At 50.0% G+C, this 26,147-nt stretch carries 20 protein-coding genes, 1 other RNA gene and 2 pseudogenes; 15 read left to right on the top strand and 8 right to left on the bottom strand.

Features of this window, described 5'->3' with window-relative positions; translation table 11 throughout:
• Positions 1-159: 159 nt before the first annotated feature.
• Positions 160-951: a cytochrome C assembly family protein gene (locus QFI97_RS07665; RefSeq protein WP_095105675.1), complete on the top strand. Its 792-nt coding sequence runs from the start codon at positions 160-162 to the stop codon at positions 949-951.
• A gap of 159 nt (positions 952-1,110) precedes the next feature.
• Positions 1,111-2,397 (top strand): HlyC/CorC family transporter, encoded by a 1,287-nt coding sequence (locus QFI97_RS07660; RefSeq protein ID WP_346430867.1) that lies wholly within the window; start codon positions 1,111-1,113, stop codon positions 2,395-2,397.
• 119 nt (positions 2,398-2,516) lie between these two features.
• Here the strand turns inward: QFI97_RS07660 and grpE are convergent, their stop codons facing one another.
• Positions 2,517-3,107, bottom strand: a complete 591-nt coding sequence (gene grpE / locus QFI97_RS07655) for a nucleotide exchange factor GrpE (RefSeq protein ID WP_095105679.1) — start codon at positions 3,105-3,107, stop codon at positions 2,517-2,519.
• Between the two features lie 123 nt (positions 3,108-3,230).
• Here grpE and nadK point away from each other — a divergent pair, with 123 nt between their 5' ends.
• The 3 genes from nadK to bamE all read left to right on the top strand — a co-directional run bounded on the left by nadK (position 3,231) and on the right by bamE (position 6,346).
• Positions 3,231-4,109 carry an NAD(+) kinase gene (nadK, locus tag QFI97_RS07650; protein ID WP_041146796.1) on the top strand — a complete coding sequence of 293 codons (879 nt, stop codon included), beginning with the start codon at positions 3,231-3,233 and terminating at the stop codon, positions 4,107-4,109.
• An 86-nt stretch (positions 4,110-4,195) separates the two neighbouring features.
• Entirely contained in the window at positions 4,196-5,857 is a 1,662-nt protein-coding gene (gene recN, locus QFI97_RS07645; RefSeq protein ID WP_095105681.1) for a DNA repair protein RecN, read from the top strand.
• Between the two features lie 147 nt (positions 5,858-6,004).
• Positions 6,005-6,346 (top strand): outer membrane protein assembly factor BamE, encoded by a 342-nt coding sequence (gene bamE / locus QFI97_RS07640; RefSeq protein ID WP_095105682.1) that lies wholly within the window; start codon positions 6,005-6,007, stop codon positions 6,344-6,346.
• Positions 6,347-6,423: 77 nt separating this feature from the next.
• Here bamE and QFI97_RS07635 read toward each other — a convergent pair whose 3' ends face one another.
• The gene (locus QFI97_RS07635) at positions 6,424-6,717 is read right to left on the bottom strand and encodes an RnfH family protein (RefSeq protein ID WP_095105683.1); all 294 of its coding nucleotides are present in this window, start codon (positions 6,715-6,717) and stop codon (positions 6,424-6,426) included.
• Positions 6,707-7,144 carry a type II toxin-antitoxin system RatA family toxin gene (locus QFI97_RS07630; protein WP_198389073.1) on the bottom strand — a complete coding sequence of 146 codons (438 nt, stop codon included), beginning with the start codon at positions 7,142-7,144 and terminating at the stop codon, positions 6,707-6,709. Before QFI97_RS07630 ends, QFI97_RS07635 begins: the two co-directional genes overlap by 11 nt.
• Positions 7,145-7,297: 153 nt before the next feature.
• On the opposite strand from QFI97_RS07630, the gene smpB reads away from it, so the two are divergent.
• From smpB to QFI97_RS07600, 6 genes and pseudogenes are all read left to right on the top strand, one after another.
• Complete coding sequence (gene smpB, locus QFI97_RS07625) at positions 7,298-7,780, top strand: SsrA-binding protein SmpB (protein ID WP_045855711.1); 483 nt, start codon at positions 7,298-7,300, stop codon at positions 7,778-7,780.
• A gap of 143 nt (positions 7,781-7,923) precedes the next feature.
• Positions 7,924-8,287, top strand: a transfer-messenger RNA (tmRNA) gene (gene ssrA, locus QFI97_RS07620).
• A gap of 204 nt (positions 8,288-8,491) precedes the next feature.
• A pseudogene (locus QFI97_RS07615) lies at positions 8,492-9,733 on the top strand (integrase).
• A gap of 453 nt (positions 9,734-10,186) precedes the next feature.
• Positions 10,187-11,149 (top strand): retron St85 family RNA-directed DNA polymerase, encoded by a 963-nt coding sequence (locus QFI97_RS07610; RefSeq protein ID WP_346430845.1) that lies wholly within the window; start codon positions 10,187-10,189, stop codon positions 11,147-11,149.
• Entirely contained in the window at positions 11,130-12,716 is a 1,587-nt protein-coding gene (locus QFI97_RS07605) for an AAA family ATPase (RefSeq protein ID WP_346430844.1), read from the top strand. The genes QFI97_RS07610 and QFI97_RS07605 overlap by 20 nt, the downstream gene beginning before the upstream one ends.
• A complete protein-coding gene (locus QFI97_RS07600; RefSeq protein ID WP_164096922.1) occupies positions 12,713-13,345 on the top strand; it encodes a retron system putative HNH endonuclease in 633 nt (210 codons plus the stop codon). Before QFI97_RS07605 ends, QFI97_RS07600 begins: the two co-directional genes overlap by 4 nt.
• A gap of 222 nt (positions 13,346-13,567) precedes the next feature.
• On the opposite strand, the gene QFI97_RS07595 is transcribed toward QFI97_RS07600, so the two are convergent.
• Positions 13,568-13,963, bottom strand: coding sequence for an inovirus Gp2 family protein (locus tag QFI97_RS07595; RefSeq protein WP_346430843.1), 396 nt, complete (start codon positions 13,961-13,963; stop codon positions 13,568-13,570).
• Between the two features lie 17 nt (positions 13,964-13,980).
• The gene (locus QFI97_RS23580; protein ID WP_499843337.1) at positions 13,981-14,235 is read right to left on the bottom strand and encodes a YagK/YfjJ domain-containing protein; all 255 of its coding nucleotides are present in this window, start codon (positions 14,233-14,235) and stop codon (positions 13,981-13,983) included.
• Positions 14,236-14,436: 201 nt separating this feature from the next.
• Here QFI97_RS23580 and QFI97_RS07590 point away from each other — a divergent pair, with 201 nt between their 5' ends.
• Positions 14,437-15,384 (top strand): integrase domain-containing protein, encoded by a 948-nt coding sequence (locus tag QFI97_RS07590; protein WP_346430842.1) that lies wholly within the window; start codon positions 14,437-14,439, stop codon positions 15,382-15,384.
• A 24-nt stretch (positions 15,385-15,408) separates the two neighbouring features.
• Here QFI97_RS07590 and QFI97_RS07585 read toward each other — a convergent pair whose 3' ends face one another.
• Positions 15,409-18,150: an nSTAND1 domain-containing NTPase gene (locus QFI97_RS07585; protein ID WP_346430841.1), complete on the bottom strand. Its 2,742-nt coding sequence runs from the start codon at positions 18,148-18,150 to the stop codon at positions 15,409-15,411.
• Between the two features lie 212 nt (positions 18,151-18,362).
• Here QFI97_RS07585 and QFI97_RS07580 point away from each other — a divergent pair.
• Together QFI97_RS07580 and oqxR are read left to right on the top strand one after the other, a co-directional pair.
• A pseudogene (locus tag QFI97_RS07580) lies at positions 18,363-19,474 on the top strand (IS3 family transposase).
• 177 nt (positions 19,475-19,651) lie between these two features.
• Positions 19,652-20,131, top strand: a complete 480-nt coding sequence (gene oqxR / locus QFI97_RS07575) for an efflux pump transcriptional repressor OqxR (protein ID WP_331833892.1) — start codon at positions 19,652-19,654, stop codon at positions 20,129-20,131.
• Positions 20,132-20,208: 77 nt separating this feature from the next.
• On the opposite strand, the gene oqxB is transcribed toward oqxR, so the two are convergent.
• Together oqxB and oqxA are read right to left on the bottom strand one after the other, a co-directional pair.
• Positions 20,209-23,361: a multidrug efflux RND transporter permease subunit OqxB gene (gene oqxB / locus QFI97_RS07570; protein ID WP_346430840.1), complete on the bottom strand. Its 3,153-nt coding sequence runs from the start codon at positions 23,359-23,361 to the stop codon at positions 20,209-20,211.
• 23 nt (positions 23,362-23,384) lie between these two features.
• Positions 23,385-24,560, bottom strand: a complete 1,176-nt coding sequence (gene oqxA / locus QFI97_RS07565) for a multidrug efflux RND transporter periplasmic adaptor subunit OqxA (protein ID WP_095098194.1) — start codon at positions 24,558-24,560, stop codon at positions 23,385-23,387.
• Positions 24,561-25,110: 550 nt separating this feature from the next.
• Between oqxA and QFI97_RS07560 the strand changes: the two genes are divergently transcribed.
• Positions 25,111-25,965 carry a PA4780 family RIO1-like protein kinase gene (locus QFI97_RS07560; RefSeq protein ID WP_331833899.1) on the top strand — a complete coding sequence of 285 codons (855 nt, stop codon included), beginning with the start codon at positions 25,111-25,113 and terminating at the stop codon, positions 25,963-25,965.
• Positions 25,966-26,147 lie beyond the last annotated feature (182 nt).

Below are 26,147 nucleotides of genomic sequence, written 5' to 3'. Positions count from 1 at the left end.
GCCTGAGGTGGAAACTGTCGGTCGCCGCAGCGACACCACAAATACAAATTTGCAGCAGTATAACACGACATGTACCGGGATGTGATGCAACGGTTGGAGCAGACGTCGCGTAACGCTATACTGCTTCTCTTTCTTGTTTAGTCAACAGTCGACGCCCATATGCCTGTTTTTGCTCTACTCTCGCTTGTCGCCTATTCCGTCAGCCTGGCGCTGATCGTCCCCGGCCTGCTGCAAAAGAACAGCAGCTGGCGGCGGATGGCGATACTTTCCGCAACTATTGCGTTGATTTGTCATGCTTTTGCGCTGGAGTCACGCATTTTCCCCGGCGGCGGTAGCGGGCAAAATCTCAGCTTACTCAACGTCGGCTCGCTGGTCAGCCTGATGATCTGTACGGTGATGACCATCGTCGCCTCACGCAACCGAGGCTGGCTGCTGCTGCCCATCGTCTACGCTTTTGCGCTGATTAATCTGGCCTTCGCCACCTTCGTTCCAAACGAATACATCACGCACCTGGAAACAACCCCGGGCATGCTGGTGCACATTGGCCTGTCGCTCTTCTCTTACGCAACGCTGATCATTGCCGCCCTGTATGCCCTGCAGCTGGCCTGGATTGACTACCAGCTGAAAAACAAAAAGCTGGCTTTTAGTCACGAAATGCCGCCGCTGATGAGCATTGAGCGTAAAATGTTTCATATCACCCAGGTCGGCGTGGTGCTGCTGACGCTGACGCTGTGCACCGGGCTGTTCTACATGCACAACCTGTTTAGTACGGAAAATATTGATAAAGCCGTGCTGTCGATCGTGGCGTGGTTCGTTTATATCGTTCTGCTATGGGGACACTACCATGAAGGCTGGCGCGGTCGCCGGGTCGTCTGGTTTAACGTCACCGGCGCAGGGCTACTGACGCTGGCTTATTTTGGCAGCCGCGTCCTTCAGCAGTTTATTAGCTAAATCCAGACTACGAGCAACCACACCGGGCAGCATTACGACAGGTCATCTGAACGCCGGCAGCGCTGAGCAACCGCCGCGTACTCTGAGTACGCGAAGGTTCCGGGCTCTGCCGGATCGGGCCGGTAATCGCCCGGTGGGACAGGCTTTAAGGAGTCCCTCCTGGAACACATTTCTACCACCACGCTAATCGTGACCTTGATTATCATGGTGATCATTTCAGCCTATTTCTCCGGCTCTGAGACCGGCATGATGACGCTAAACCGCTACCGTCTGCGTCATATGGCGAAGCAGGGCAATCGTCAGGCCAGGCGCGTCGAAAAGCTGCTGCGCAAACCCGATCGCCTAATCAGCCTGGTGCTGATCGGCAACAACCTGGTCAATATCCTCGCCTCTGCTCTGGGGACTATCGTGGGTATGCGCCTGTACGGCGATGCCGGGGTGGCGATCGCCACCGGCGTTCTGACCTTCGTGGTGCTGGTATTTGCCGAGGTCCTACCCAAAACTATCGCCGCGCTGTATCCGGAGAAAGTCGCCTACCCGAGCAGCTTCTTACTGGCGCCGCTGCAGGTGCTGATGATGCCGCTGGTGTGGCTGCTGAACACCATCACCCGCCTTCTGATGCGAATGATGGGCATCAAAACCGATATCATTATCAGCGGAGCGCTGAGCAAAGATGAGCTGCGCACCATCGTAAATGAATCGCGCACGCAAATCTCCCGCCGCAATCAGGACATGCTGCTCTCGGTGCTGGACCTCGAGAAGGTCAGCGTGGACGATATTATGGTTCCACGTAATGAGATCATCGGTATCGATATTAACGATGACTGGAAATCCATCGTCCGCCAGCTCACCCACTCGCCGCATGGCCGCATTGTGCTCTACCGCGGTTCGCTGGATGATGCCATCAGCATGCTGCGCGTCAGGGAAGCCTATCGCCTGATGACCGAGAAAAAAGAGTTCACCAAAGAGGTGATGCTCCGCGCCGCGGACGAGATTTACTTCGTGCCGGAAGGCACGCCGCTGAGCACGCAGCTGGTGAAGTTCCAGCGCAATAAGAAGAAGGTGGGACTGGTGGTCGATGAGTATGGCGATATCCAGGGCCTGGTGACGGTTGAAGATATTCTGGAAGAGATTGTCGGCGACTTCACCACCTCGATGTCGCCCACCCTGGCGGAGGAAGTGACCCCGCTAAACGACGGCTCGGTGATTATTGACGGCAGCGCCAACGTTCGCGAAATCAATAAGGCGTTTAACTGGCATCTGCCGGAAGACGAAGCCCGAACGATTAACGGCATTATTCTCGAAGCGCTGGAAGAGATCCCGGCTCCCGGCACCCGCGTGCGCATCGAGCAGTACGACATCGATATTCTCGACGTTCAGGACAATATGATTAAGCAGGTGAAGGTGATGCCGGTGAAACCTATTCGTGAAAGCGCGGCGGAATAATCGCCCGCCCGATGGAGCGGTGAAACTCGGTTCGCCGTTTTTTGCTGCCGAACTGGCGGCAAAGCAGATAAGCAGAGAGTAAAAAAACGGCCACCGGCAGGCGGCCGTTTTCAAGCGAATTACTTCGCCTTCGCCACGGTCACCATCGCTGCGCGAATAGTACGGCCGTTCAGGGTGTAGCCTTTTTGCATTACGCCCAGCACGTTGCCCGCCGCCACGTCTTCAGACTCAACCATCGCGATAGCCTGATGAACGTTAGGATCCAGCGGCACGTTGGTATCGGCAATCACTTCCACGCCGAATTTATGGACAACGTCCAGCATCGACTTCAGCGTCAGCTCAATACCTTCAACCATTGAAGCCATGTCCGGGTTGGCTTTATCGGCCACTTCCAGCGCGCGGTCCAGGCTATCGATCACCGGCAGCAGTTCGTTTACGAACTTCTCCAGAGCGAATTTATGCGCCTTTTCCACGTCGAGCTCGGTGCGACGACGCAGGTTTTCCATTTCCGCTTTTACGCGCAGGACACCTTCGCGTTCACGAGTCTGGGCTTCAACCAACTGCGCTTCCAGATTCGCAATTTTTTCATCGCGCGGATCCACCTGGTCAGCAGAAACCTCAGGCTCAACCGCCTCAACGTTCTCGTGCTGTTCCGTGATAATTTCTTCCGGGGCTTGCCCGTCAGGCGTTTTCTGTTCTTTACTACTCATGAATTTCTCCGCGTTTTTTTCGCATTCATCTCGCTAACTTCGCTTATTATGGGGATCAGTTTCCGGGTTTCAAGGGAAGCAGTCAGATTGTCATCATTCATTTAACGCAAGGACATCCAGAACATGAAGAACCATTTCAAGTGTATAGGCATTGTGGGGCACCCTCGTCACCCGACCGCGCTGACCACACATGAAATGCTCTGGCGCTGGCTGTGCAGTAAAGGCTACGAAGTTCTGGTCGAACAACAGATCGCCCATGAGCTACAGCTTAGCAACGTCAAAACGGGAACGCTGGCGGAAATTGGCCAACAGGCGGATCTGGCGGTCGTCGTTGGCGGTGATGGCAACATGCTCGGCGCCGCGCGCACCCTGGCGCGGTATGATATTCAGGTCATCGGCATCAACCGCGGCAATCTCGGTTTTCTGACCGACCTCGACCCGGATAACGCGCTGCAGCAGCTTGCCGACGTGCTTGAAGGCCACTATATCGCCGAAAAACGCTTTCTTCTGGAAGCCCAGGTATGCCAGCAGGATTGTCAGAAACGCATTAGCACGGCAATTAACGAAGTGGTTCTGCATCCGGGCAAGGTCGCGCACATGATCGAGTTCGAGGTCTATATCGACGAGGTTTTTGCCTTCTCCCAGCGCTCCGACGGCCTGATTATCTCCACCCCGACGGGCTCAACAGCCTACTCGCTGTCCGCCGGAGGCCCCATTCTGACGCCTTCGCTCGATGCCATCACCCTGGTGCCGATGTTCCCGCATACGCTCTCGGCCCGCCCGCTGGTCATTAACGGCGACAGCACCATTCGCCTGCGCTTTTCCCAGCGCTGCAGCGACCTTGAGATCAGCTGCGACAGCCAGATAGCCCTGCCGATTCAGGACGGTGAAGATGTCTTAATCCATCGCTGCGACTACCACCTGAATCTTATTCACCCGAAAGATTACAGCTATTTCAATACATTGAGCACCAAGCTCGGATGGTCGAAAAAATTATTCTGATTTTATAATCTGCCTCTTTACTGGATAAAAAACCAGTCTATACTGTACGAAAACACAGTAATGGTTTTTCATACAGGAAGGCAGCTATGTTGGCGCAACTCACCATCAGTAATTTTGCTATCGTTCGTGAACTGGAGATCGATTTTCACAGCGGCATGACCGCCATCACCGGGGAAACCGGTGCGGGGAAATCGATAGCCATCGATGCGCTTGGGCTGTGCCTTGGCGGCAGAGCGGAAGCTGATATGGTGCGAAGAGGCGCCAGCCGCGCAGACCTGTGCGCGCGCTTCGCGTTAAAAGATACGCCCGCGGCGCAGCGCTGGCTGGAAGAGAACCAGCTGGAAAGCGGACGTGAGTGTTTACTTCGCCGCGTCATCAGCACCGACGGCCGTTCGCGCGGCTTCATTAACGGTACCGCCGTTCCCCTCTCCCAGCTTCGCGAGCTCGGTCAGCTGCTTATCCAGATCCACGGCCAGCACGCGCACCAGCTGCTAACCAAGCCAGAACACCAAAAAACGCTGCTCGATGGTTATACCGGTGAGTATGCGCTTACTCAGCTCATGGGCGGGCATTATCGCCAGTGGCACCAGAGCTGCCGCGAGCTGGCGCAGCATCAGCAGCAGAGTCAGGAACGCGCCGCTCGCGCCGACCTGCTGCAGTATCAGCTAAAAGAGCTAAACGAGTTCTGCCCGCAGCAGGGTGAATTCGAACAAATCGACGAAGAGTACAGGCGTCTTGCCAACAGCGGCCAGCTGCTGAGCACCTGTCAGCATGCGCTGACGGTGATGGCGGACGGCGAAGAAGCGAACCTGCAAAGCCAGCTCTACGCAGCTAAGCAGCTGGTGGGCGAGCTGATCGGCATGGACAGCAAGCTATCCAGCGTGCTGGATATGCTGGAAGAAGCGTCAATTCAGCTAAGCGAGGCAACCGACGAGCTGCGCCATTATAACGACCGTCTGGATCTCGACCCGAACCGCCTGTTCGAACTGGAGCAGCGTATCTCGCGGCAGATTTCCCTCGCCCGCAAGCATCAAATTACGCCGGAAGAGCTGCCGGCGTTCTATCAGGCGCTGTTAGAAGAACAGCGCCTGCTGGACGACAGCGCAGGCTCGCTGGAGTCGCTCAGCCAGACGGTGGTTGAACATCACCAGCTGGCGCTGGAAACGGCCCGGCAGCTGCACGCCGCGCGGCAGCGCAGCGCCGATGAGCTGACCCGGCTGATCACTGAGAGTATGCACTCACTTTCCATGCCTCACGGGGTGTTTGCCATCGACATCGTCTTTGATGAGCGTCATCTGACTGCCGAAGGCGCGGATCGCATCGAGTTTCGCGTGACCACCAACCCCGGCCAGCCGCTGCAGCCTATTGCTAAAGTGGCCTCCGGCGGCGAGCTATCCCGTATTGCGCTGGCGATTCAGGTCATTACCGCACGGAAGATGGAAACGCCGGCCCTGATTTTCGATGAAGTCGATGTCGGCATCAGCGGCCCGACGGCCGCCGTGGTCGGCAAGCTGCTGCGCCAGCTGGGGGAATCGACCCAGGTAATGTGCGTCACCCACCTGCCGCAGGTAGCTGGCTGCGGTCATCACCACTTCATCGTCTGCAAAGAGACCGATGGTGAGATGACCGAAACCCACATGCATCCGCTGGATAAACGCGCGCGTCTGCAGGAGCTGGCCCGCCTGCTGGGCGGTAGCGAAGTCACGCGCAACACGCTGGCGAACGCGAAAGAGTTGCTCGCGGCATAAACTTTTTGATTTCCGCAGAGTCATAGTGAACAGCAAATTGCCGCAAGACCTGCAGTCGAAGGTTTCCAACTGGGCAAAGGTCTATTATTATCGGCATATTACAGATGAGCCACGTACTGCTCGGGCCCGAAAAGGAATCAAATCACTATGCGCTGTAAAACGCTGACTGCTGCCGCAGCGGTTCTTCTTATGTTGACCGCAGGCTGTTCCACTCTGGAACGAGTGGTTTACCGTCCTGACATCAACCAGGGTAACTATCTGGCACCTAACGATGTAGCAAAAATTCGTGTCGGCATGACGCAACAGCAGGTTGCTTATGCTCTGGGTACTCCAATGATGTCGGATCCGTTTGGCACTAACACCTGGTTCTACGTTTTCCGTCAGCAGCCTGGGCATGAAAACATTACCCAGCAGACCCTCACTCTGACCTTTAACAACAGCGGTGTGTTAACCAACATTGATAACAAACCGGCTCTGACCAAAGAGTAATGCACAGGCGGCGGTAGCCATACCGCTCCGGAAACGCAAAAAGCGCTCAATGAGCGCTTTTTTTATGCCAGCCAGCCCTACTTCTCGTCGTTCTTTTTCTCTGCCCTCTGGCGCCGTAGCTCTTTCGGGTCGGCAATGAGCGGCCGGTAAATCTCCACCCGGTCGCCATCATGGACTTCATCGTGCAGTTTGGCCGGGCGGCTATAAATTCCCACCTTGTTTTTCGCCAGATTTATATCGTCGCGTAGCGCCAGAAGCCCGCTGGCAATAATCGCCTGTTCGACCGTCGCCCCCTCCTCCAGCCTTACGCTTTGCAAATACTGCTTTTCAGGCAAAGCATAGGCGACTTCAACGACGATTTTAGCCGACACGATAAACCTCTTTCGCCCGGGTGGTAAACGCCTGCACCATATTGAGCGCCAGCTCTTTAAAAATGCGGCCAAACGCCATTTCAATCAGCTTGTTGGTGAATTCAAAATCGAGGTGGAATTCGATTTTGCACGCATCCGGACTCAGCGGAATAAACCGCCAGCCGCCAATAAGCGATTTAAACGGACCATCGACCAGACTCATCAGGATGCTCTGGTTGCTGGTTAACGTATTCCGCGTTGTGAAAGTCTTGCTGATGCCTGCCTTGGACACATCAACCGCCGCCATCATCTGCGTCGGTCCGGACTCCAGCACGCGGCTACCGGTGCAGCCTGGCAAAAAATCAGGGTAGGACTTCACATCGTTTACGAGTTGATACATCTGCTCCACGCTGAACGGCACCAGCGCGGTACGGCTAATCTGAGGCATAGCAAGTTCCACATTTAAACACGGCGCAAATAATATCATTTATCTGCTGCTAAAAAAAACGCTGTGCCACAACTCGTGCTAAGATAACGCGTTACACCTCGCAGGATGGATTGAGGTAACTATGTATAAGATAAGCGATGACTTCAGGACACTATGACTAAGAAAAAAGCACACAAACCTGGATCAGCCACCATTGCGCTGAATAAACGCGCCCGTCATGAATACTTTATCGAAGATGAATACGAGGCGGGTCTTGCCCTGCAAGGGTGGGAAGTCAAATCTCTGCGCGCCGGCAAAGCCAACATCGGCGATAGCTACGTGATCCTGAAGGACGGCGAAGCCTATCTGTTTGGTGCCAACTTTACGCCAATGGCCGTGGCTTCGACCCACTACGTCTGTGACCCGACGCGCACCCGTAAGCTGCTGCTGAATCAGCGCGAGCTCGATGCGCTATACGGTCGTATTAACCGGGAAGGTTATACCGTCGTTGCCCTGTCGCTGTACTGGAAAAACGCCTGGTGCAAAGTCAAAATCGGCGTAGCGAAAGGTAAGAAACAACACGACAAGCGTACCGATCTGAAAGACCGTGAATGGGCGGTCGATAAAGCGCGCATTATGAAACACGCCGGACGCTAATCTCCTCCTCTAAGGGCCAGCTAAGCTGGCCCTTGTGCTATATCGTTGTTGATGCTGCTTTTTTACCCAACCTGGCGCCATAAACCACCGCACGGGGGCTGGTAAGCCTGTTCATAAATCTGTTATACTTGTTCTAACACATTGGGGCTGATTCTGGATTCGACGGGATTCGCGAAACCCAAGGTGCATGCCGAGGGGCGGTTGGCCTCGTAAAAAGCCGCAAAAAAATAGTCGCAAACGACGAAAACTACGCTTTAGCAGCTTAATAACCTGCTCTGAGCCCTCTCTCCCTAGCTTCCGCTCTTAAGACGGGGATCAAAGAGAGGTCAAACCCAAAAGAGATCGCGTGAATACCCTGCCTGGGGTTGAAGCGTTAAAACTAATCAGGCTAGTCTGGTAGTGGCGTGTCTGTCCGCAGGTGCCAGGCGAATGTAAAGACTGACTAAGCATGTAGTGCCGAGGATGTAGGAATTTCGGACGCGGGTTCAACTCCCGCCAGCTCCACCAAAATTCTCCATCGGTGATTACCAGAGTCATCCGATGAAGTCCTAAGAGCCCGCACGGCGCAAGCCCTGCGGGCTTTTTTGTGTCTGCAATTTGTCCCGCGAAGTCCGAAGAGAACTGATTAAATCCGAACCTTTTAGGCCCATTGATAGGCCCAACGAAAAGCTCTATTGTTTTTGTTGGGCCTAAACGCATGGAGACTCCCCCATGGCAAGAAAAACCAAGCCGTTAACCGATACGGAAATCAAAGCCGCCAAACCTAAAGATGCCGATTACCAGCTGTATGATGGTGACGGGCTTACTCTATTAATCAAGTCCAGTGGTAGTAAGCTCTGGCAGTTCCGTTACTATCGACCGCTGACAAAACAGCGAACCAAACAGAGCTTCGGTGCCTACCCTGCCGTCTCACTTTCTGATGCGCGTAAACTCAGAGCTGAATCTCGAGTTTTGTTGGCGAAAGACATTGATCCTCAGGAACATCAGAAAGAACAGGTAAGAAATTCTCAAGAGGCTAAAACCAACACTTTCCTGTTAGTTGCCGAGCGTTGGTGGAATGTGAAGAAAGCCAGCGTAACAGAGGACTATGCCGACGATATCTGGCGCTCGCTTGAGAAAGATGTTTTCCCGGCAATCGGTGATATCAGTGTGACTGAGATTAAGGCTCATACTCTGGTTAAAGCAGTTCAGCCGGTTCAGGCCAGAGGTGCATTAGAGACTGTGCGCCGCCTTTGTCAGCGTATTAACGAAGTCATGATTTATGCGCAGAATACAGGCCTGATTGATGCGGTTCCCAGCGTAAACACCGGGAAAGCATTCTAGAAACCGCAGAAGAAAAACATGCCAAGCATCCACCCGGATCAGCTTCCACAATTAATGCAGACTATGCGTACGGCAAGTATAAGCTTGTCCACAAGATGCCTGTTCATGTGGCAACTTCTCACCATCACCCGCCCTGCCGAAGCCGCTGAAGCTCGATGGGATGAGATCGATTTTGATGCCAACGAGTGGAAAATTCCTGCTGCTCGAATGAAGATGAACCGGGACCATACGGTTCCATTATCTGATGAGTCCCTCTCTGTTCTGGAAATGATGAAGTCACTCAGTGGTGGCCGAGAGTTTATCTTTCCCAGTCGCATCAAACCAACCCAGCCGATGAACAGCCAGACAGTGAATGCAGCACTCAAGCGCGCTGGTTTAGGAGGCGTACTCGTTTCACACGGCTTACGTTCTATCGCCAGTACGGCACTCAATGAGGAAGGATTTCCGCCTGATGTCATTGAAGCAGCACTGGCTCATGTAGACAAAAATGAGGTACGTCGAGCTTACAACCGAAGCGATTACCTTGAGCAACGTCGTCCGATGATGCAGTGGTAGGCTGGTTTTGTAAGCAAGGCCGACAGCGGATGTATTGTTGAAGCCGAGAAAAAGGAGTTCAAACTTGTGGGTTAAGGTTCCAGCTGGACTAGTTTCATTGGTTTTTTTCCGGGTTAAAGCGCAATGACTCAACCCTGCTCTGCAGGTTTCGTAGATAAATTACAATCGAATTTGCCAATGTGGTTCGTGTTAGAAGCGGATGTTACAAGCAGCACAAGTAACAAATGATGATACGAAGGGCTAGGGCCTCATTCCTGCTACAGATTGGGGCGTTGATGTGAAGTAACCAATACAGTAAACTTGGGGTGTCCTTTAGCGTTCAGACGATTACGTCTAGTCGGGTGATTAGCCAGACTCTAACTTATTGTTAAGTTTCGTGGTTGCGGTAGTTGTTCTCCGCAGCCGCTTGTAAACTTCGCGGCTGCGGAGAACAACTACCGCATCCTTTAGTAAAGGGCAGTGGCAAACTGGATATGCAGTTTGCCACATTTTTTTCTGCATGTGTCTATGATTATTCAAGGACTTAGGATGCGCCTCAACCTTTATGCGAAACTGACCGAAATACAATCCCGTAATCGCAGACAAATTGATAGCTTCCTCTTTAACGCGCCTAACCGATATAAAGTGTACAGTATCCCCAAGCGTAATGGTGGGGAGAGAATCATCGCGCATCCATCAAGTGAGCTGAAGACTTTTCAACATAGTCTGATTGATATTTTGGAATCCAATTTTTTAATCCATAAGAGCGCCGTAGCCTATAAAAAAGGTTGGGGAATTAAACATAATGCAGCCTTGCATTCTAATAACCCATATATCCTCAAATTAGATTTTACAGATTTCTTCAACAGTATCACACCAGATCTGCTCTTAATGGCATGTGCATGGAATGGGTACACTTTATCTATTGCCGAGGAAAGAGTCCTAACAAAAAGTTTATTTTGGAATAAAGCTAAAAGCCAGTCAGGTAGGCTTTCTTTAAGTGTTGGAGCTCCTAGTTCGCCACTAATTTCTAATATCGTAATGTATCTCTTTGACGAAACATTCAGCAGCCTTTGTGAGCAACGCGAGATTATTTATTCTCGTTATGCAGATGATCTTACGTTTTCCACTCAACATAAAAACATTTTGTTTAGTTTACCTGATGAAGTAAGAACTTTTCTCAATAAGAACTATCACAATAGAATAACATTAAATGAACGTAAGACAGTATTTACTTCTCGAGCCCATAATCGCCATATAACAGGAATTACACTGACCACTAAAGGCACACTATCAGTAGGGCGAGAGCGTAAGAGATTTATTTCCTCTCTAATTCATAAATATAAATTAGGCTTACTTGAACCCGAAATGACCTATTATCTTCAAGGCTTGTTATCATTTGCCATTTACATTGAACCTGAGTTCAGAACCCGAATGTCCAAGAAATATTCTCAAGAAATCATCTTAGAAATAATTAAACTGAGGAAGGAAGATGGAACCTATAAAAAATAAAAAATTTATCAAACTCATATCTAACTCTCAGAAGGGAGATATCAATGCGTCCTACGAATTATATTCCAACTATAATAGCGGAAAATTTTTGGAGAAGAATAGTAATAAGGCAAATGAATATCTTGATTTGGCATTAAAGCAGTTTCGACAGCAACACATTGAATTATCTCACATATCCATTCTTAATTTTAGAATTGTAGATCGCCTTAGCTTAAACCTCACCAGCAATAAAATCCAAGTATTAGTTGGTAATAACGGCGCAGGTAAAACTACTGTGTTGGATGCTATCTCTCAAAGCCTTAGTTGGCTTATACAACGGATAGTACACAAAGGTGGGAAAGGTAAGGATATTGATAAGTCTGATATAACCCTTGAGAACAATGATGGTTATAGCTCAATTATTACTGAAATTAAGCTGAGAAAAAATTACAGTTCAAAACTCGAATTGTGCGAAGTTGAGGATGGAAGTGTTGTAAATAAAAAAAGTTATTACAATGACTTTACTAAATTAGGTAATTTATACAAACTAGCTTGCGAGAAAGATGAGCAATTCGAACTACCAATCTTAGCTTACTATGGTGTAACACGTGCGACTGATATACATTCAAAAGATGTGGCGGAATTTGATGAAACATCTTCTATAGAGATTCCTAATCGTTTCGATGGTTATACTAATGCTCTTGCAGGTAAAGCTGATTTTAAAGGATTCTTCCGCTGGTATAAACGTCTCGATGATTTAGTTAAGCACGAAGATAAAAACATTACTCATGCTCATCTGTCAATGCTTGACTCTCTTGAAAAACTAGCAGAATCGGATGAAGATCCTCGAGATTTATTGAATGATTTAATTAACAAGGCTCGTCAAGGAGGAAAAGAAAGTAGCAGTGCAAAAAGGACACAACAAATAATAAATAATGCAGTGTCAATTTTCATGGGTGATTTCAGATACTTAAGAATTGAGCTAAAACCAACATTACATATTTCAGTTGAAAAAAATAATATAAAAATCAATGTGCTTCAACTATCTCAGGGTGAAAAATCTTTACTCGCATTGGTTCTTGACATCTGTAGAAGAATGATAATACTTAACCCTTTATCAGAAAACCCTTTACTTTCTTCCGGGATCATCTTGATTGATGAAATAGATCTACACCTTCATCCGGAATGGCAAAGAAGTATATTGAGTAAGTTAAGCAATGTTTTTCCAAACTGTCAATTTATTGTATCAACACACTCACCTCAAATTATTAGTGAGGTTACATACGATAAAATATTCATGCTCGGCAGAGATGACAATAATAAATTCAACTGTTCATCACCTAAACAGTCCTATGGTCTGACATCAAACCAAGTTCTCAATGAAATAATGAAAACTGGGATTACTGATTTAGATCGCTCTCCAGAAGTTCAGGAAAGAATTGATAAAATATTTTTGCTAATAGCTAATGGAAAATTTGAAGAAGCGAAATCAAATATTTCTGAAATGGAAATAGAGCTCAATGGAGAGATCCCAGAATTTATTGGTGCTAAACTCGATATAGAAATTCAGGGGTGGGATGAAGAATGAGAGGTATAAATAAAGGAAATGAGCCTCGTTCACTTACCATGTATCGTGCAGCAGGTGGAGTATACGACGGGCATGATTTTACCCCGGTAAAGCATGCGATAAAATTATCCCTTTTGAAGGAGCAGGGGCATCTTTGCGCTTACTGCATGAGTCGAATTGCAATAGATAATATGAAAGTTGAACATTGGGCATGCCAATCCGACAACCCAGCACTTCAGCTTGATTATTCAAATTTGCTAGGTTGTTGCAAGGGAGATGAAGGGGAGAAAGGGGTTAATCAGACCTGCGATAGCCGTAAAGGGAATAGCCCCCTGAAATTTAACCCTAGTTGCCCACAGGATAGAATTAGCACAATAATACAGTACGGTGGGCAAGGAAAAATATATTCAACTGATGCAGTTTTTTCGGTACAACTAAATACAGTACTCAACCTTAACAAGGCCCGGCATGTAGGCAATAGATTGCAAGTTATAAAGTGGTTGCGTTCAAAACTTTCATGCAAATCAGGAAGGCGTCGTACTAAGGCTGAAATTAGACGATTATTAGATGAATATATGATTGTTAATGCTCAAGGGCACTTGAGAGCTTATTGTGGTCTTGTTGAAAATTATCTTTCACATAGGCTATGAATGAATTAAGAAAATAATAGATACACATAATAATGATGTGCCTCCAATGTACTAATTGCTAAACGTCTATAGGTTCCACATCAATGGTGTATAAGGTATCCGCGCGGCTGATTAGGGGAAGTTTTGTGCCACATCTGCGTCATGTCGGACATGCACTAAAGTGCAGATAAAGTAAGGAGCTTTAAGCTCCTTACTTTTTTTATAAAATAGTTAAACTATGTGCTAGCTTGTACCAAAGTTTCGATTACCATCATGGAAATCTTTACTATACTCTTTTGCCAAGTATGCCAATCGTAGCAGAAAGTTATGATAATCAGGACGTAATGCCAAGGTATCAGATCGGGAAAACCAAGCGCTATGGTTCTTCGGAAAGTGCGGGAGATAAGCATAGTCGAAATAATCAAGCCCAATCGCACTACACCAGGCTTTCTGTATCCGGGTACCCATATTATCTGCAACACTCTTAGTATAATCCCCCAGATAGCCGTAGATATCTCTGTCGAACAGCAAAACAACATGGTAGTGGTGATGTTCACTGGTATCACGTTCTCTGGCCCAGACATAAGCAAATCGTGCAGGCTCACCAGCCCTACCTGAGCGTTTGTGTACTGCTCTCAACTGGCTTTTCAGGGAATCTAAGGCACGGGTGATAGCTTCTCGTCATCTTTCTGAAAGCACCGTGGCAAATCAGGTTCACCGGGAGCATGAGACTGAGCAAATCTCAGGACAACAAACAAAGCGAATATACGATTATACTTTTCCAAGAAATCATATACCACTGCAAGTGAGCGACGAAGGATATAATTCTCAATTCGGGATCTATATTTCTTTTCGGCTATATGTACCAAAGACTCAAATTCTTTTTCGGTTAATTCATAAGGTGATTTCATAATATCTATTCAGTGTGTAATGTGTAGCAGCTAGCTACCCAGATTATTGTGGCGAAGACCGTTAGTTATGTAACGGGTGTCTTTGTCGCAGTAAGGATGCTTAATTTACATTGACATAACACATTGTTTTAAATGCCATATACATTGAGGTTATATGTTTTTTATTAAACCGGCGTATATAGGGCAGGATCGTCTACCAGGGTGGGGTCAGTCCACATTGATCCACAGCATCAGCAGGAGCAAGCGTCAGAACAACGTCAGATAGAGATGGATAGCATTTTCTCAACTGTGGCCGCCAACTGGTTCCAGATTAAAAGGAAGAGCGTCACAGAGGATTATGCGAAAGACATTTGGCGATCATTAGATAAAGACGTGTTCCCGGCGATCGGCGCAATACCAGTACAGGATGTTAAAGCCAGAACGATTGTTGAAGCACTGGAGTCCATAAAAGCGCGCGGTGCTCTGGAGACAGTTCGCCGACTGGTGCAGCGTATAAATGAAATAATGATTTATGCAGTTAACACAGGCCTGATTGATGCTAATCCGGCATCAGGTGTTGGTATGGCTTTTGATAAACCCAAAAAGCAGAACATGCCTACTCTTCGGCCAGAAGAATTGCCAAAGCTAATGCGTTCTCTGGTGATGTCGAATCTCTCTGTTCCGACTCGTTGCCTGATTGAATGGCAGCTCCTTACTCTTGTGTGGCCATCGGAGGCTTCTGGTGCTCGATGGATAGAGATCGATCTCGATACGAAGCTCTGGACGATTCCTGCCGAACGGATGAAGGCTAAGCGAGAGCACATTGTTCCTTTATCCCCTCAAGCATTAGATATTCTAGAGGTAATGAAACCTATTAGTGCACATCGTGAGCATATATTCCCAAGCAGAAATGCCCCTAAACAACCAATGAATAGCCAGACTGCTAATGCGGCTTTAAAGCGAATGGGTTATGGTGGGAAACTTGTTGCTCATGGACTTCATTCTATATCTAGCACAGCATTGAACGAGGCTGGTTTTAATTCAGACATTATAGAATCTGCTTTAGCGCATATAGATAAAAATGAAGTACGGAGGGCTTACAATCGTTCTATTTATTTAGAACAACGCAGAGAATTGATGTCATGGTGGGGGGTAAAAGTAAGGTCATAGGGCTTTCGCCCTATGACCTTATAATTATAAAGTTTCTAATGAGAAATTTCGGTATCTCATTAATGCATAAGTATACCTAGTAGTAGATGCAGGTGTCCACTTCCTCTCAAGCTCTTTTGCTAGTGCTACTCCCATCATTTTCTTATCATCAACACCAAATTTATTCACATAGACATTTAATATTTTAATAGCTGGAGCTTCAGTGACTAACCTAGCCAAAGCCCTTTTGAGACTGATATTTTCCAATATAACTTCTATTTTATTACTTATCACTACACCATCATCTTGTCGAGAACAAAACCCTAAGGCAATTAAATCCTGCACTGCATTTCTATGTTTATTCTCTTGGATAAAAGAATGGCTCATTTTTTTATTGGCACACAGATACTCGGCAACTTCGAGTGTTTTTTCCGGCGTAGTAGCAGCTAAGAAAAGTGATCCTCTTCTATTACGAGCACCTCTTTTAGCGAGATCAATCACTCCAAAAGCAGGGGAAAACAACTCACCATCATATATAACTGCAGATTGCCCGATAACTGATATCAGCCCCGTATATTGCAACCAAGCCAGTAATCGTGAACTATAAGATCTTGGATAGCCACCATCTTTATTCTTATATGTCTGGGATATTATGGATTCATACTTATCGAGAGGAACTCGTCTTAAATCGGCATCAACAATACCCTCTGCCAATTCCAATAAAACACTATGACTTTTAAAATGTTCACGAAGAAACTCTGGCACATTTGTAATAGCCTGCCTGCAAACTATATTGCCATTTGAATCTCTGTCTATAAGAACAAAATATTGTAAGTCCATTAAAACATTTATTAATGTTCCTCGACTATAATCGAGCTTAGTTTGCAACTCATCCAAGCTAAGAGTTTTGAATGAATTTACAACATCAAGAATTAATAAAATCATTTTCGGAGAGGTTGATGGCATATATGACCATGGAATAACAGGAAGATCATTTCCTTTCAAATAATCTCGAAAAACGTCCCAGTACACTGATAACTTCTCACCTGTTTTAATCACCATTCTATCTGAAATTAGCTCTAAAACAGTATCACTCCCAAATTCTTTAGTTACTTCATATTGACTAACAGGAGAATTTTTTGCCACAAATTTTAAACATGAATTTTGTTTTTCAGGCCTATCTAAATCCTCATGGAATAAATTTGAGATCTGTAGTTGACTTACAAGCATTTGATCCTGCGAGATACCACCTTTTAGCTTTTTAAATACATGGATACAAAGCTTCTTCAATAACCATGGATAACCTTGAGCCTGCTGAATAAGACGCGTACGCAAAGGCTTATTTAATTTAAACCCTGTATTTAACTCGAAACTGCTAATTAATTTAGATGAGTCTTTGAGATCGAAAGGCTCTAATTTCTTTTCAACCCGATAGTCTTTGAGACGATTCCACATTGAATATGCTGGATTTTCATCCCCTAAGGTAATACCATTCCTCCATGAAAACCCGACTACTAAATTGCTTTGTAACGCAGAGACATCGAGTGCAAATCGTTCAAACTCTTTAAATAAGCCGAATAGTTCCTCTTTCATAAAAACTTCTTCGAACTGGTCAAAGAAAATGGTCAGTACCTTATCATGTTCAGAAAGATATTTTAAACATTCCTGAACGCTCTCAGACCCTATAATATCTGTCACACTTTCAATTATGAATGATTTTTCATATTCTATAAAACCTTCTTTGATTGCACTGTTGAAAGCTTTTACAACTGCTTCTGCAACAAAACGTCCGCCTCTAGCAGAGCGAACATCGACAGGAGTAAGGAAGAATTTATTTTTCCATTTTTGGTTTTTAAATCTGGAAGATAGCCTTGCTATTAAAGATGACTTTCCGTTTCCTGAACCACCTATAAGCGACAGAACTCTACTTTGTGAGCTATTACCTCTAACACTCTCGAGGTAATCCCAAACTTCTTTCTGTATATATTCCCTTCCAACAAAGTCTTTCGGCTGGCATGGTTTATAATCCATAAAATCGTCAGCAAGTATTATTTCACTTACTATTTCCCTTTCATAGCCCTCAGATAATTTTGAAGTCGTTTTTTTTTGTTCTGGCTCAGTTAATATATAAAAATCAGTTACTTCCAACCCTTCAAAAAGCCCTTGTTCCTTTATTATATCACTTATGCGGATAACACTTGGCATTTTATTGTTTTTGTTTATAACGAATGGAACTAATCTTATAGGGCTGCCATTTTCAACTTCTTGCAATAGCCAAGTCATTTCTATTTCAGGATGAACTAAAAGAGTTGCACTTGTATATTTTGCCGGAATATCATCAGTTGGAACATCCTCTATTTTACCTGTTGCAAGTATAGATAAAAGAATTTCTTTTTTATCAAAAAAAGAATAATCTATGCGTTCATCAAGTCTATAATCCTCAAGCGTTGACTGAGCATCTTTACCCAAATCAGAAATTGAAAAAAGTGCGATCTTTTTAACTTTCAATCTAAATGATTGAGAAAACGCCAAATCAACCACTGATGAATCAACTTTTTGCTGCATGAACTTACACTCTACATACAACTTTTCATTTGATGGCGTATGAGTAGCCTGAATATCAATTTCCATACCAGACTTTCTGACTTCCATGCCATCAATTCTATACGATTGTCGGCGGAGTATGTCCGCACAAAAGTTCTCGAAAAACTTGCCTCTCAAGGTATTAGAGTAATTGCTAGGAACACACACTATTAAATCTTTACTCAGTGGTAACGGCCTGGCCATTTATACACTCCTCATCTGATATCCTTTTGACATGTAAGATATCAACCCCGAGTTGTAGAAACTAGTCTCTTGCGCATATTTACGATAACAAAATTTTTTTATTTGCCACCACTGCGCGCAATGCTTTCCCCGCTGTAAGTATCCCGCTTAAACGAACCATTCACTTTTAGAGATCTTCCGACATACTGATTATGTCCCCTGAGGAGATCGCCATGCGTAAAGCCCGATTCACTGAGCACCAGATCATCGCTGTCCTGAAGTCTGTTGAAGCCGGACGTGCCGTCAAGGATGTCTGCCGCGAAGCAGGAATTTCTGAAGCCTCGTACTACAACTGGAAAGCAAAGTACGGTGGGATGGAAGCCTCTGATATCAAAAAGATAAAAGATCTTGGGGACGAAAACCGCCGCCTCAAACAGATGTTTGCCGACCTGAGTCTGGAAAATCGCGCACTAAAAGATGTCATCGAAAAAAGCTTTAAAACCAGCGATAAAGCGTGAACTCGCCAGCTATCTGAAAGAGGTGTTTTCGATGAGTGTACGTCAGGCATGCAGGACGTTATCGCTGAGCAGGACGGTTTATTTTTACGAGCCCGATACCTGGCACAATGAACGGGTGATCTAGGCACTGACTGAGCTGGCGGAGCGCTATCCGCGATACGGTTTTAAGAAGCTGTTCCAGCTTCTGCGCAGGCAGGGGCACACCTGGAACTATAAACGCGTTCACCGGATTTACTGCCTGCTGAAACTGAATTTTCGTCGCAGGGGAAAGCAGCGTCTGCCAGTGCGTAACCCGGCACCACTGGCCACGCCGGAGACGTTAAACCAGAGCTGGTCCATCGATTTTATGCATGATGCGCTGATTTGCGGCAGACGCTTCCGGACCTTCTAATGTAGTGGATGACTTTAACCGTGAAACACTGGCGATAGAAATCGACCTGAATATCCCGGCGAAGCGGGTGATCAGAGTGCTGGACAGGATAGTGGCAAACCGCGGTTATCCACTGAAGATGCGGATGGATAATGGACCAGAACTGGTCTCTCTGGCACTGGCACAGTGGGCAGAGGAGCATGGCGTGATGCTGGAATTTATCAAGCCGGGAAAACCAACGCAGAATGCCTTTATCGAGCGTTTTAACCGGACGTACCGGACAGAAATCCTGGATTTTTATCTGTTCAGAACACTGAATGAAGCACGGGAAATTACTGAGCGCTGGTTGATGGAATATAACAGCGAGCGACCTCATGAGTCCCTGAATAACCTGACGCCGGAAGAGTACCGGCTGATGGCTGATAAACCGGAACTCTCAAAAAGTGCGTGGAACTAAAGTGGGTGTGCTTACACACCCCACCCGCTAAAGGCCCACGGTGAAAATGGACTTTACGTGCCCTCCCCGACGGGGATTCCTTCTAAAAAGTCGCCTTATTTGTTATATTGTGCTTATTGATCACTCACCTCTGCGGTGCCAAAAAGAATAATATTCACCGCGACCCAGGAAGATGAAATGCTAGATTACCGCTTCCCGACAGCTTTGCAGATGGTTCTCAGCGTAGCGATGGCGGAGCAGTTGGGTGAACGTTCGACCAGCGCGATCCTCGCCTATGGCCTGGAAGCCAATCCGAGCTTTATCCGTAAACTGATGGTTCCCCTCACGCGCGACGGCATTATCGTCTCGACGCTGGGGCGCAACGGATCCATCCACCTTGGCCGCCCGGCTGATAAAATTACCCTGCGCGATATCTACGTCTCCGTGATTGAAGACAAAAAGCTGTGGGCTTCGCGCCCTGACGTCCCGGCCCGCTGCGTGGTCAGCGCCAACGCCTGCTGGTACTTCAAGTCCATCGCCGACGAAGCCGAACAGGCATCGCTGAACGTGCTGGCTCGCCATACCGTGGCGAGCGCGCTGGAAAAGGTCAAAAAAGGCGATATCAGCGGCTGCCTGCCGCTGCCCGAAGCTGACGCTCTCGCCAAAAAAGCGCACTAAATCCGGCGCTCCGGCTCCCTTAAATAGTAAAAAACCGCCTTCAGTGAAGGCGGTTTTTTTATGCTATGAAGGTTGGGTCAGGAGGGCTGAACCTCCGCTACCGGCTTGCCGCGCGTCACGAACTTACGCAGCGTAACGTAAAACACCGGCGTCAGGAACAGGCCGAACAGCGTCACCCCTAGCATCCCGGAGAACACCGTGATCCCGGTAACGCCGCGAACCTCAGCCCCCGCTCCGTGGCCCAGAATCAGCGGGATAGTCCCGGCGATAAAGGCAATCGAGGTCATCACAATCGGGCGCAGACGCAGGCGGCAGGCCTCCAGCGCGGCCTCGATAATCCCTTTCCCCTGCATCTCCAGCTCGCGGGCGAACTCGACGATCAGGATGGCGTTCTTACAGGCCAGCCCCATCAGCACCACCAGCCCCACCTGCACGAACACGTTATTATCGCCGCCGGTTAACCAGACCCCGAACAGAGCGGATAGCAGGGTCATCGGCACGATCAGGATCACCGCCAGCGGCAGCGTCCAGCTTTCATACAGCGCCGCCAGCACCAGGAACGCCAGCAGCACCGCGACCGGGAAGACGATCATGGCCGTGTTGCCCTGAGTGGCCTGCTGGTAGCTGAGGTCCGTCCATTCAATATTCATCCCGTTCGGCAGCACCTGCTTAGACATCCCGGCCAGCGTCGTCATTGCCTGAGCGGACGACAGCACGCGGGGATCGGCATCACCGATAAGATCCGCCGCCGGATAGCCGTTGTAGCGGATCACCGGATCGGGCCCGTAGGTGGTGGTGATATTCACCATGCTGCCGATCGGCACCATCTCGCCCTGGTTGTTACGGGTGCGTAAATTACCGATATCCTCCACGCTGTCGCGGAACGGCCCGTCGGCCTGGGCCATCACGCGCCAGGTGCGGCCAAACTGGTTAAAATCGTTCACGTAGGACGATCCCAGATAGGTCTGCAGCGTCCCGAACAGATCGGTCAGCGACACGCCCTGAGCCTTGGCCTTATCGCGATCCACCTGCACATCCAGCTGCGGAACGTTGGCCTGATAGGTGGAGATCGGGAAGTGCATTCCCGGCGTCTGCATAATCGCCCCCGACATGGTATTAACCGCAGTTTGCAGCGCGCCGTAGCCCAGCCCGGCCCGGTCCTGGATATAAAGCGAGTAGCCGGAACCCTGGCCCAGTCCCAGAATCGGCGGCGGCAGGATCGAGAAGCCGAACCCCTGCTGGAGCTGCGCGATTTTAGCGTTAATCTCGGCGTTAATTTCCGCCGCGGTATGCGTACGCTGATCGAACGGCTTCAGGCCGAAGAAGACCGTACCTGTGTTCGGCGTATTGGTAAACTGCAACGCGTTGAGTCCCGGGAACGCCACCGCATAATCCACGCCTTCGGTGTTCATGCCGATTTCGCTCATTTTGCGGATCATCGCGTCGGTTCGCGCCAGCGAAGCGCCTTCCGGCATCTTCACGCCGCCAATCAGATACAGCTTATCCTGGGTCGGAATAAATCCACCGGGCACGGCTTTAAACATCACCCCGGCGGCGCAAAGCAGCAGCACATAAACCAGGAACACCGCCCCGCGTCGGCCCAGGGTTTTCGCTACCAGTCCCTGATAGCCGTGGGAGCTGCGGTTGAAGAAGCGGTTAAACGGTCGGAACAGCCAGCCGAACAGTCTGTCGATAAGCCGGGTCGGCATATCTTTCGGCGCGCCGTGCGGCTTCAGCAGCAGCGCCGCCAGCGCCGGAGAGAGCGTCAGCGAGTTAATCGCCGAGATCACCGTCGAAATAGCGATAGTTACCGCAAACTGCTTGTAGAACTGCCCGGTGACGCCGGAGAGGAAGGCCATCGGTACGAATACCGCGCACAGCACCAGGGCGATAGCAATAATCGGCCCGGAAACCTCGCGCATCGCCTGATGCGCCGCCTGCAGAGGAGCCAGCCCCTCTTCAATATTACGCTCGACGTTCTCCACCACCACGATGGCGTCATCCACCACGATCCCGATGGCGAGCACCAGCCCGAACAGGCTCAGGGTATTCAGCGAGAAACCAAGCAGGTAGAGGATGCTGAACGTCCCCACCACCGACACCGGCACGGCAATCAGCGGGATGATCGACGCGCGCCAGGTTTGCAGGAACAGAATCACCACCAGCACGACCAGCACCACCGCTTCCAGCAGGGTTTGCACCACCGCGCGGATCGAGTCGCGCACGAAGACCGTTGGGTCGTACGGCGCCGCCCACTTCATATCCTCCGGGAAGCGCGTCGACAGCTCGCTCATCTTCGCGCGTACGGCGTTAGAGAGGTCGATGGCGTTCGCCCCCGGCGACTGGAAGATACCAATCCCGACCGCGTCTTTATTATTCAGCTGCGAGCGCAGGGCGTAGCTGCCGGAGCCCATCTCAACGCGCGCCACGTCGTGCAGGCGCACCACCGATCCGTCCTGGGCCGTTTTGAGGATGATATTGCCGAACTCCTCCTCGGTATGCAGGCGCCCCTGGGCGTTAATCGAGATCAGGAAATCGCTCTCTTTCGGCAGCGGCTCGGCGCCGAGCTGGCCGGCGGAAACCTGTACGTTTTGCTCCTGCATCGCCGCGACGACGTCAGAAGCGGTCAGGCCGCGCGCCGCCACCTTATTGGGGTCCAGCCAGACGCGCATGGCGTATTCGCCGGAGCCAAAAATCTGAATCTGCCCGACGCCGGGCAGGCGCGCCAGCTCATCCTTCACCTTCAGCGTGGCGTAGTTGCGCATATACAGCGAATCGTACTTGCCACCGGGCGAGAACAGATGCACCACCAGCGTTAGCGTAGGGGACTGCTTCTGGGTGGTGATCCCGAGGCGGCGTACGTCCTCAGGCAGGCGGGCTTCGGCCTGCGATACCCGGTTTTGCACCTGAACCTGCGCCTGGTCGGGATCGGTGCCCGGGCGGAAGGTCACGGTGGTGACCAGCACGCCGTCGGAACCGGCGACGGATTTCATGTACATCATGTTTTCAACGCCGTTGATCGCTTCTTCCAGCGGCGTGGCCACGGTTTCCGCGATAACCTTCGGGTTGGCGCCCGGATACTCCGCGCGCACCTGCACGCTCGGCGGCACGACGTCAGGATATTCGCTGACCGGTAGCAGCGGAATCGCGATCAATCCGGTGACGAAAATCAAAATCGACAGCACCGCGGCAAAAATCGGCCTGTCGATAAAAAAGCGGGAAAAGTCCATACGACGGATTCTCTGGTAAGGGATCAGTTAAGGGCGGTGCTGGCGGTCATGGCGACGGTTTTCGCGTTAACCGGCATGCCCGGCATAAACACTTTTTGTAAGCCGTCTACGATGACTTTATCGCCGGGGTTGAGCCCCTGCTGCACGATGCGCAGGCCCGCCGCCAGGCGGCCAGGCGTGATATCCCGACGCTGCGCTTTACCATCTTTATCAACGATATAAACGTATTTTCGATCCTGATCGGTTAATACCGCCTTGTCGTCAATCAGCATGGCGTTGAATTCGGCGCTGCCCGGCAGGCGCACACGGGCGAACAGTCCCGGCGTAAACAGGCGCTGGGCGTTATCCAGCACCGCGCGCATGCGGATCGTACCGGTACTCGGGGTGAGCTGATTGTCGAGGAAATCCACCTTGCCCTGATGGGGATAGCCCTCCTCTCCGACCAGGCCAATTTCCACCGGCAGGGCCAGATGACTGCTGGACGCCCCCTGCCCGCTGCGGGCAAGGTTTTGGTAGTGGAGATAGGTTGATTCATCCACGTCAAAGTAGACGTAAACCGTCTTCTGCGACACCAGAGTAGTGAGCACGCTGGCGCTGTCGCCTGCGGTGACGAGGTTGCCGCTGGTGATCAGCGCGCGGCTGGCGCGGCCGTCGATAGGCGCGGTCACTTTGGTAAAATCAAGATTCAGCTGCGCCGCGTCAACCGCCGCCTGCGCCGCCCGCATATCGGCCTGCGCCTGAACGGCGGCCGAACGCCGCTGCTCCCACTCTTCTCGGGAGACCACGTTGGTGTTCACCAGCTTGTCGGTACGGCCGGCTTCGCTGCGGGCCAGGCTGGCCTGGGTTTTGCTGCGCGAGAGCTCCGCCTGCGCCTGTTCGAGCGCGGCGCGGTAGGTTCTGTCGTCGATGGTGAACAGCACCTCGCCTTTTTTCACTTCCTGGCCATCGGTGTAGTTCACTTTATCGATATAGCCGGAGACGCGCGGACGCAGCTGGACGCTCTCTACCGCTTCGATTCGGCCGTTAAAGCTATCCCACTGGCTGACGGGTTTGACCACCACGTCGGCTGCGCTGACGGCAGGCGCCTGAGGGGCGGCATTTTGCGCGATGCCGTTGTCGCATCCGGCAAGCAGCGCCGCGAGCAGCGCCGTCCCCAACAAACGCCGATGAAAGTTAACCCAAGGTTTTTGCAGGCTCATTATTTTTATTCCGCTGGTTGTTGTTGCCGCCGAACAAGACGCTGCGGGGGACGCTGCGCCACTTCCTTTGTCCGGGCTGGCTGAAGGCCATTTGTGTCGCTCATCGCCACAAAATATGTATCAATTACGAGTACACTATCGCGGGGATTGTAGGGAGGCGCTAAATTAAGTGCAAGAATAATTGTTGCACTTTATGTGCTATTCGCGGAGGTGAAGTATGACCATTTGTTAAGGCTCGTTGTTTTTTCTGGCTTTACCGCCCCCATAGCGCCCCGGCGGCGCATCTTTCGGCGCCAGCCCGCCTTAAATGCGCCATCGGGAACGACCGGCGTCATTAGGTGAATCCCTAAGAGCCCGCACCGCACATGCCCTGCAGCTGTTTTGTACCTGCATTCCTGCGGGACAATTTCCCTGATTCCAGTTAACCTTGTTACCCATTCCAGAAAACATCGCACTTACTGAGCTATGTCATGATTTTGACCCGGATGGAACACGATGACTGTCCCGTATTATCAGTACGAAAAGCGTCTGAAATAAGGTATAAAGCCGCATGAAAATCCCAAACAGAATCCAACCTCTGGTCGATGACGGCCTGATAGACGAAGTGCTTCAACGGCTGAAAAGCGGTAAAGAAGCCGACGTTTACACTGTTTTATGCGGTGATAAGATCCAATGCGCCAAAGTGTATAAAGAGGCGGCACAGCGCAGCTTTAAGCAGGCCGTGCAGTATCAGGAAGGGCGTAAAGTCCGCAATTCGCGTAATAACCGCGCGATGCAAAAAGGCTCAAAGTTCGGACGCAAGCAGCAGGAAGAGACCTGGCAAATGGCGGAGGTCGATGCGCTGTTCCGCCTGGCTAACGCCGGGGTTCGCGTACCTCAACCCTATATCTGCATTGACGGCGTGTTATTGATGGAGCTTGTCACTGACGCAGAGGGCGCGGTCGCCCCGCGCCTTAGCGATGTGGCCTTGACGGAAGAGGAAGCCGTTGCTGATTTCGCTACCATGATCCGCAATATCGTGCGCATGCTCTGCGCTGGTCTGGTACACGGTGATTTATCGGAGTTCAACGTCCTGCTTGATGCGCAGGGGCCGGTGATTATCGACCTGCCGCAGGCGGTAGATGCCGCGGCAAACAACCATGCAAAATCCATGTTCGAGCGTGACGTGAATAACATCACCTCCTACTACGGCCAGTTCGCTCCGCAGCTATTAAAGACGCGCTACGCGAAAGAGATATGGATGCTGTATGAAGACGGAAAATTAACCCCGGAAACGCCGCTAACCGGCCTCTTTGTCGAAGAGGTCCATGACGTCGATATGGACTCGCTGATGGATGAGATCATCGCCGCGGAAGATGAATTTTACGAACGCCAGCGCGCCGCCAAAGAACGCGACGATGAGTAGATTTACGCCTTTGAGCGGCCGTACGGTAGCGTAGGCTGAGGGGCAGAAAGCGCTTAACCGCGAGAAACCCCGCTCATCCCGCAGCAGAAGAGCCCGCAGAAGGGCCTGCAGCCCGAACAACCCCGGGCTGCGGCAATCTCCCCGGAGCAAGATCCGCCGACAGCAACCCTCAGCTTCATCCC

The organism is Klebsiella scottii, from assembly GCF_036561945.1.
Taxonomy (GTDB): domain Bacteria; phylum Pseudomonadota; class Gammaproteobacteria; order Enterobacterales; family Enterobacteriaceae; genus Klebsiella; species Klebsiella scottii.
This window is presented reverse-complemented; position numbering and strand designations above follow the sequence as displayed.

Coding starts and splice junctions, on each gene's coding strand:
- QFI97_RS07600 (WP_164096922.1), top strand. CDS start 12,713: ATGAGAGGTATAAATAAAGGAAATGAGCCTCGTTCACTTACCATGTAT.
- QFI97_RS07665 (WP_095105675.1), top strand. CDS start 160: ATGCCTGTTTTTGCTCTACTCTCGCTTGTCGCCTATTCCGTCAGCCTG.
- recN (WP_095105681.1), top strand. CDS start 4,196: ATGTTGGCGCAACTCACCATCAGTAATTTTGCTATCGTTCGTGAACTG.
- QFI97_RS07630 (WP_198389073.1), bottom strand. CDS start 7,144: ATGCCTCAGATTAGCCGTACCGCGCTGGTGCCGTTCAGCGTGGAGCAG.
- oqxR (WP_331833892.1), top strand. CDS start 19,652: ATGCTAGATTACCGCTTCCCGACAGCTTTGCAGATGGTTCTCAGCGTA.
- oqxB (WP_346430840.1), bottom strand. CDS start 23,361: ATGGACTTTTCCCGCTTTTTTATCGACAGGCCGATTTTTGCCGCGGTG.
- bamE (WP_095105682.1), top strand. CDS start 6,005: ATGCGCTGTAAAACGCTGACTGCTGCCGCAGCGGTTCTTCTTATGTTG.
- QFI97_RS07585 (WP_346430841.1), bottom strand. CDS start 18,150: ATGGCCAGGCCGTTACCACTGAGTAAAGATTTAATAGTGTGTGTTCCT.
- QFI97_RS07610 (WP_346430845.1), top strand. CDS start 10,187: ATGCGCCTCAACCTTTATGCGAAACTGACCGAAATACAATCCCGTAAT.
- oqxA (WP_095098194.1), bottom strand. CDS start 24,560: ATGAGCCTGCAAAAACCTTGGGTTAACTTTCATCGGCGTTTGTTGGGG.
- grpE (WP_095105679.1), bottom strand. CDS start 3,107: ATGAGTAGTAAAGAACAGAAAACGCCTGACGGGCAAGCCCCGGAAGAA.
- nadK (WP_041146796.1), top strand. CDS start 3,231: ATGAAGAACCATTTCAAGTGTATAGGCATTGTGGGGCACCCTCGTCAC.
- smpB (WP_045855711.1), top strand. CDS start 7,298: ATGACTAAGAAAAAAGCACACAAACCTGGATCAGCCACCATTGCGCTG.
- QFI97_RS07605 (WP_346430844.1), top strand. CDS start 11,130: ATGGAACCTATAAAAAATAAAAAATTTATCAAACTCATATCTAACTCT.
- QFI97_RS23580 (WP_499843337.1), bottom strand. CDS start 14,235: ATGAAATCACCTTATGAATTAACCGAAAAAGAATTTGAGTCTTTGGTA.
- QFI97_RS07560 (WP_331833899.1), top strand. CDS start 25,111: ATGAAAATCCCAAACAGAATCCAACCTCTGGTCGATGACGGCCTGATA.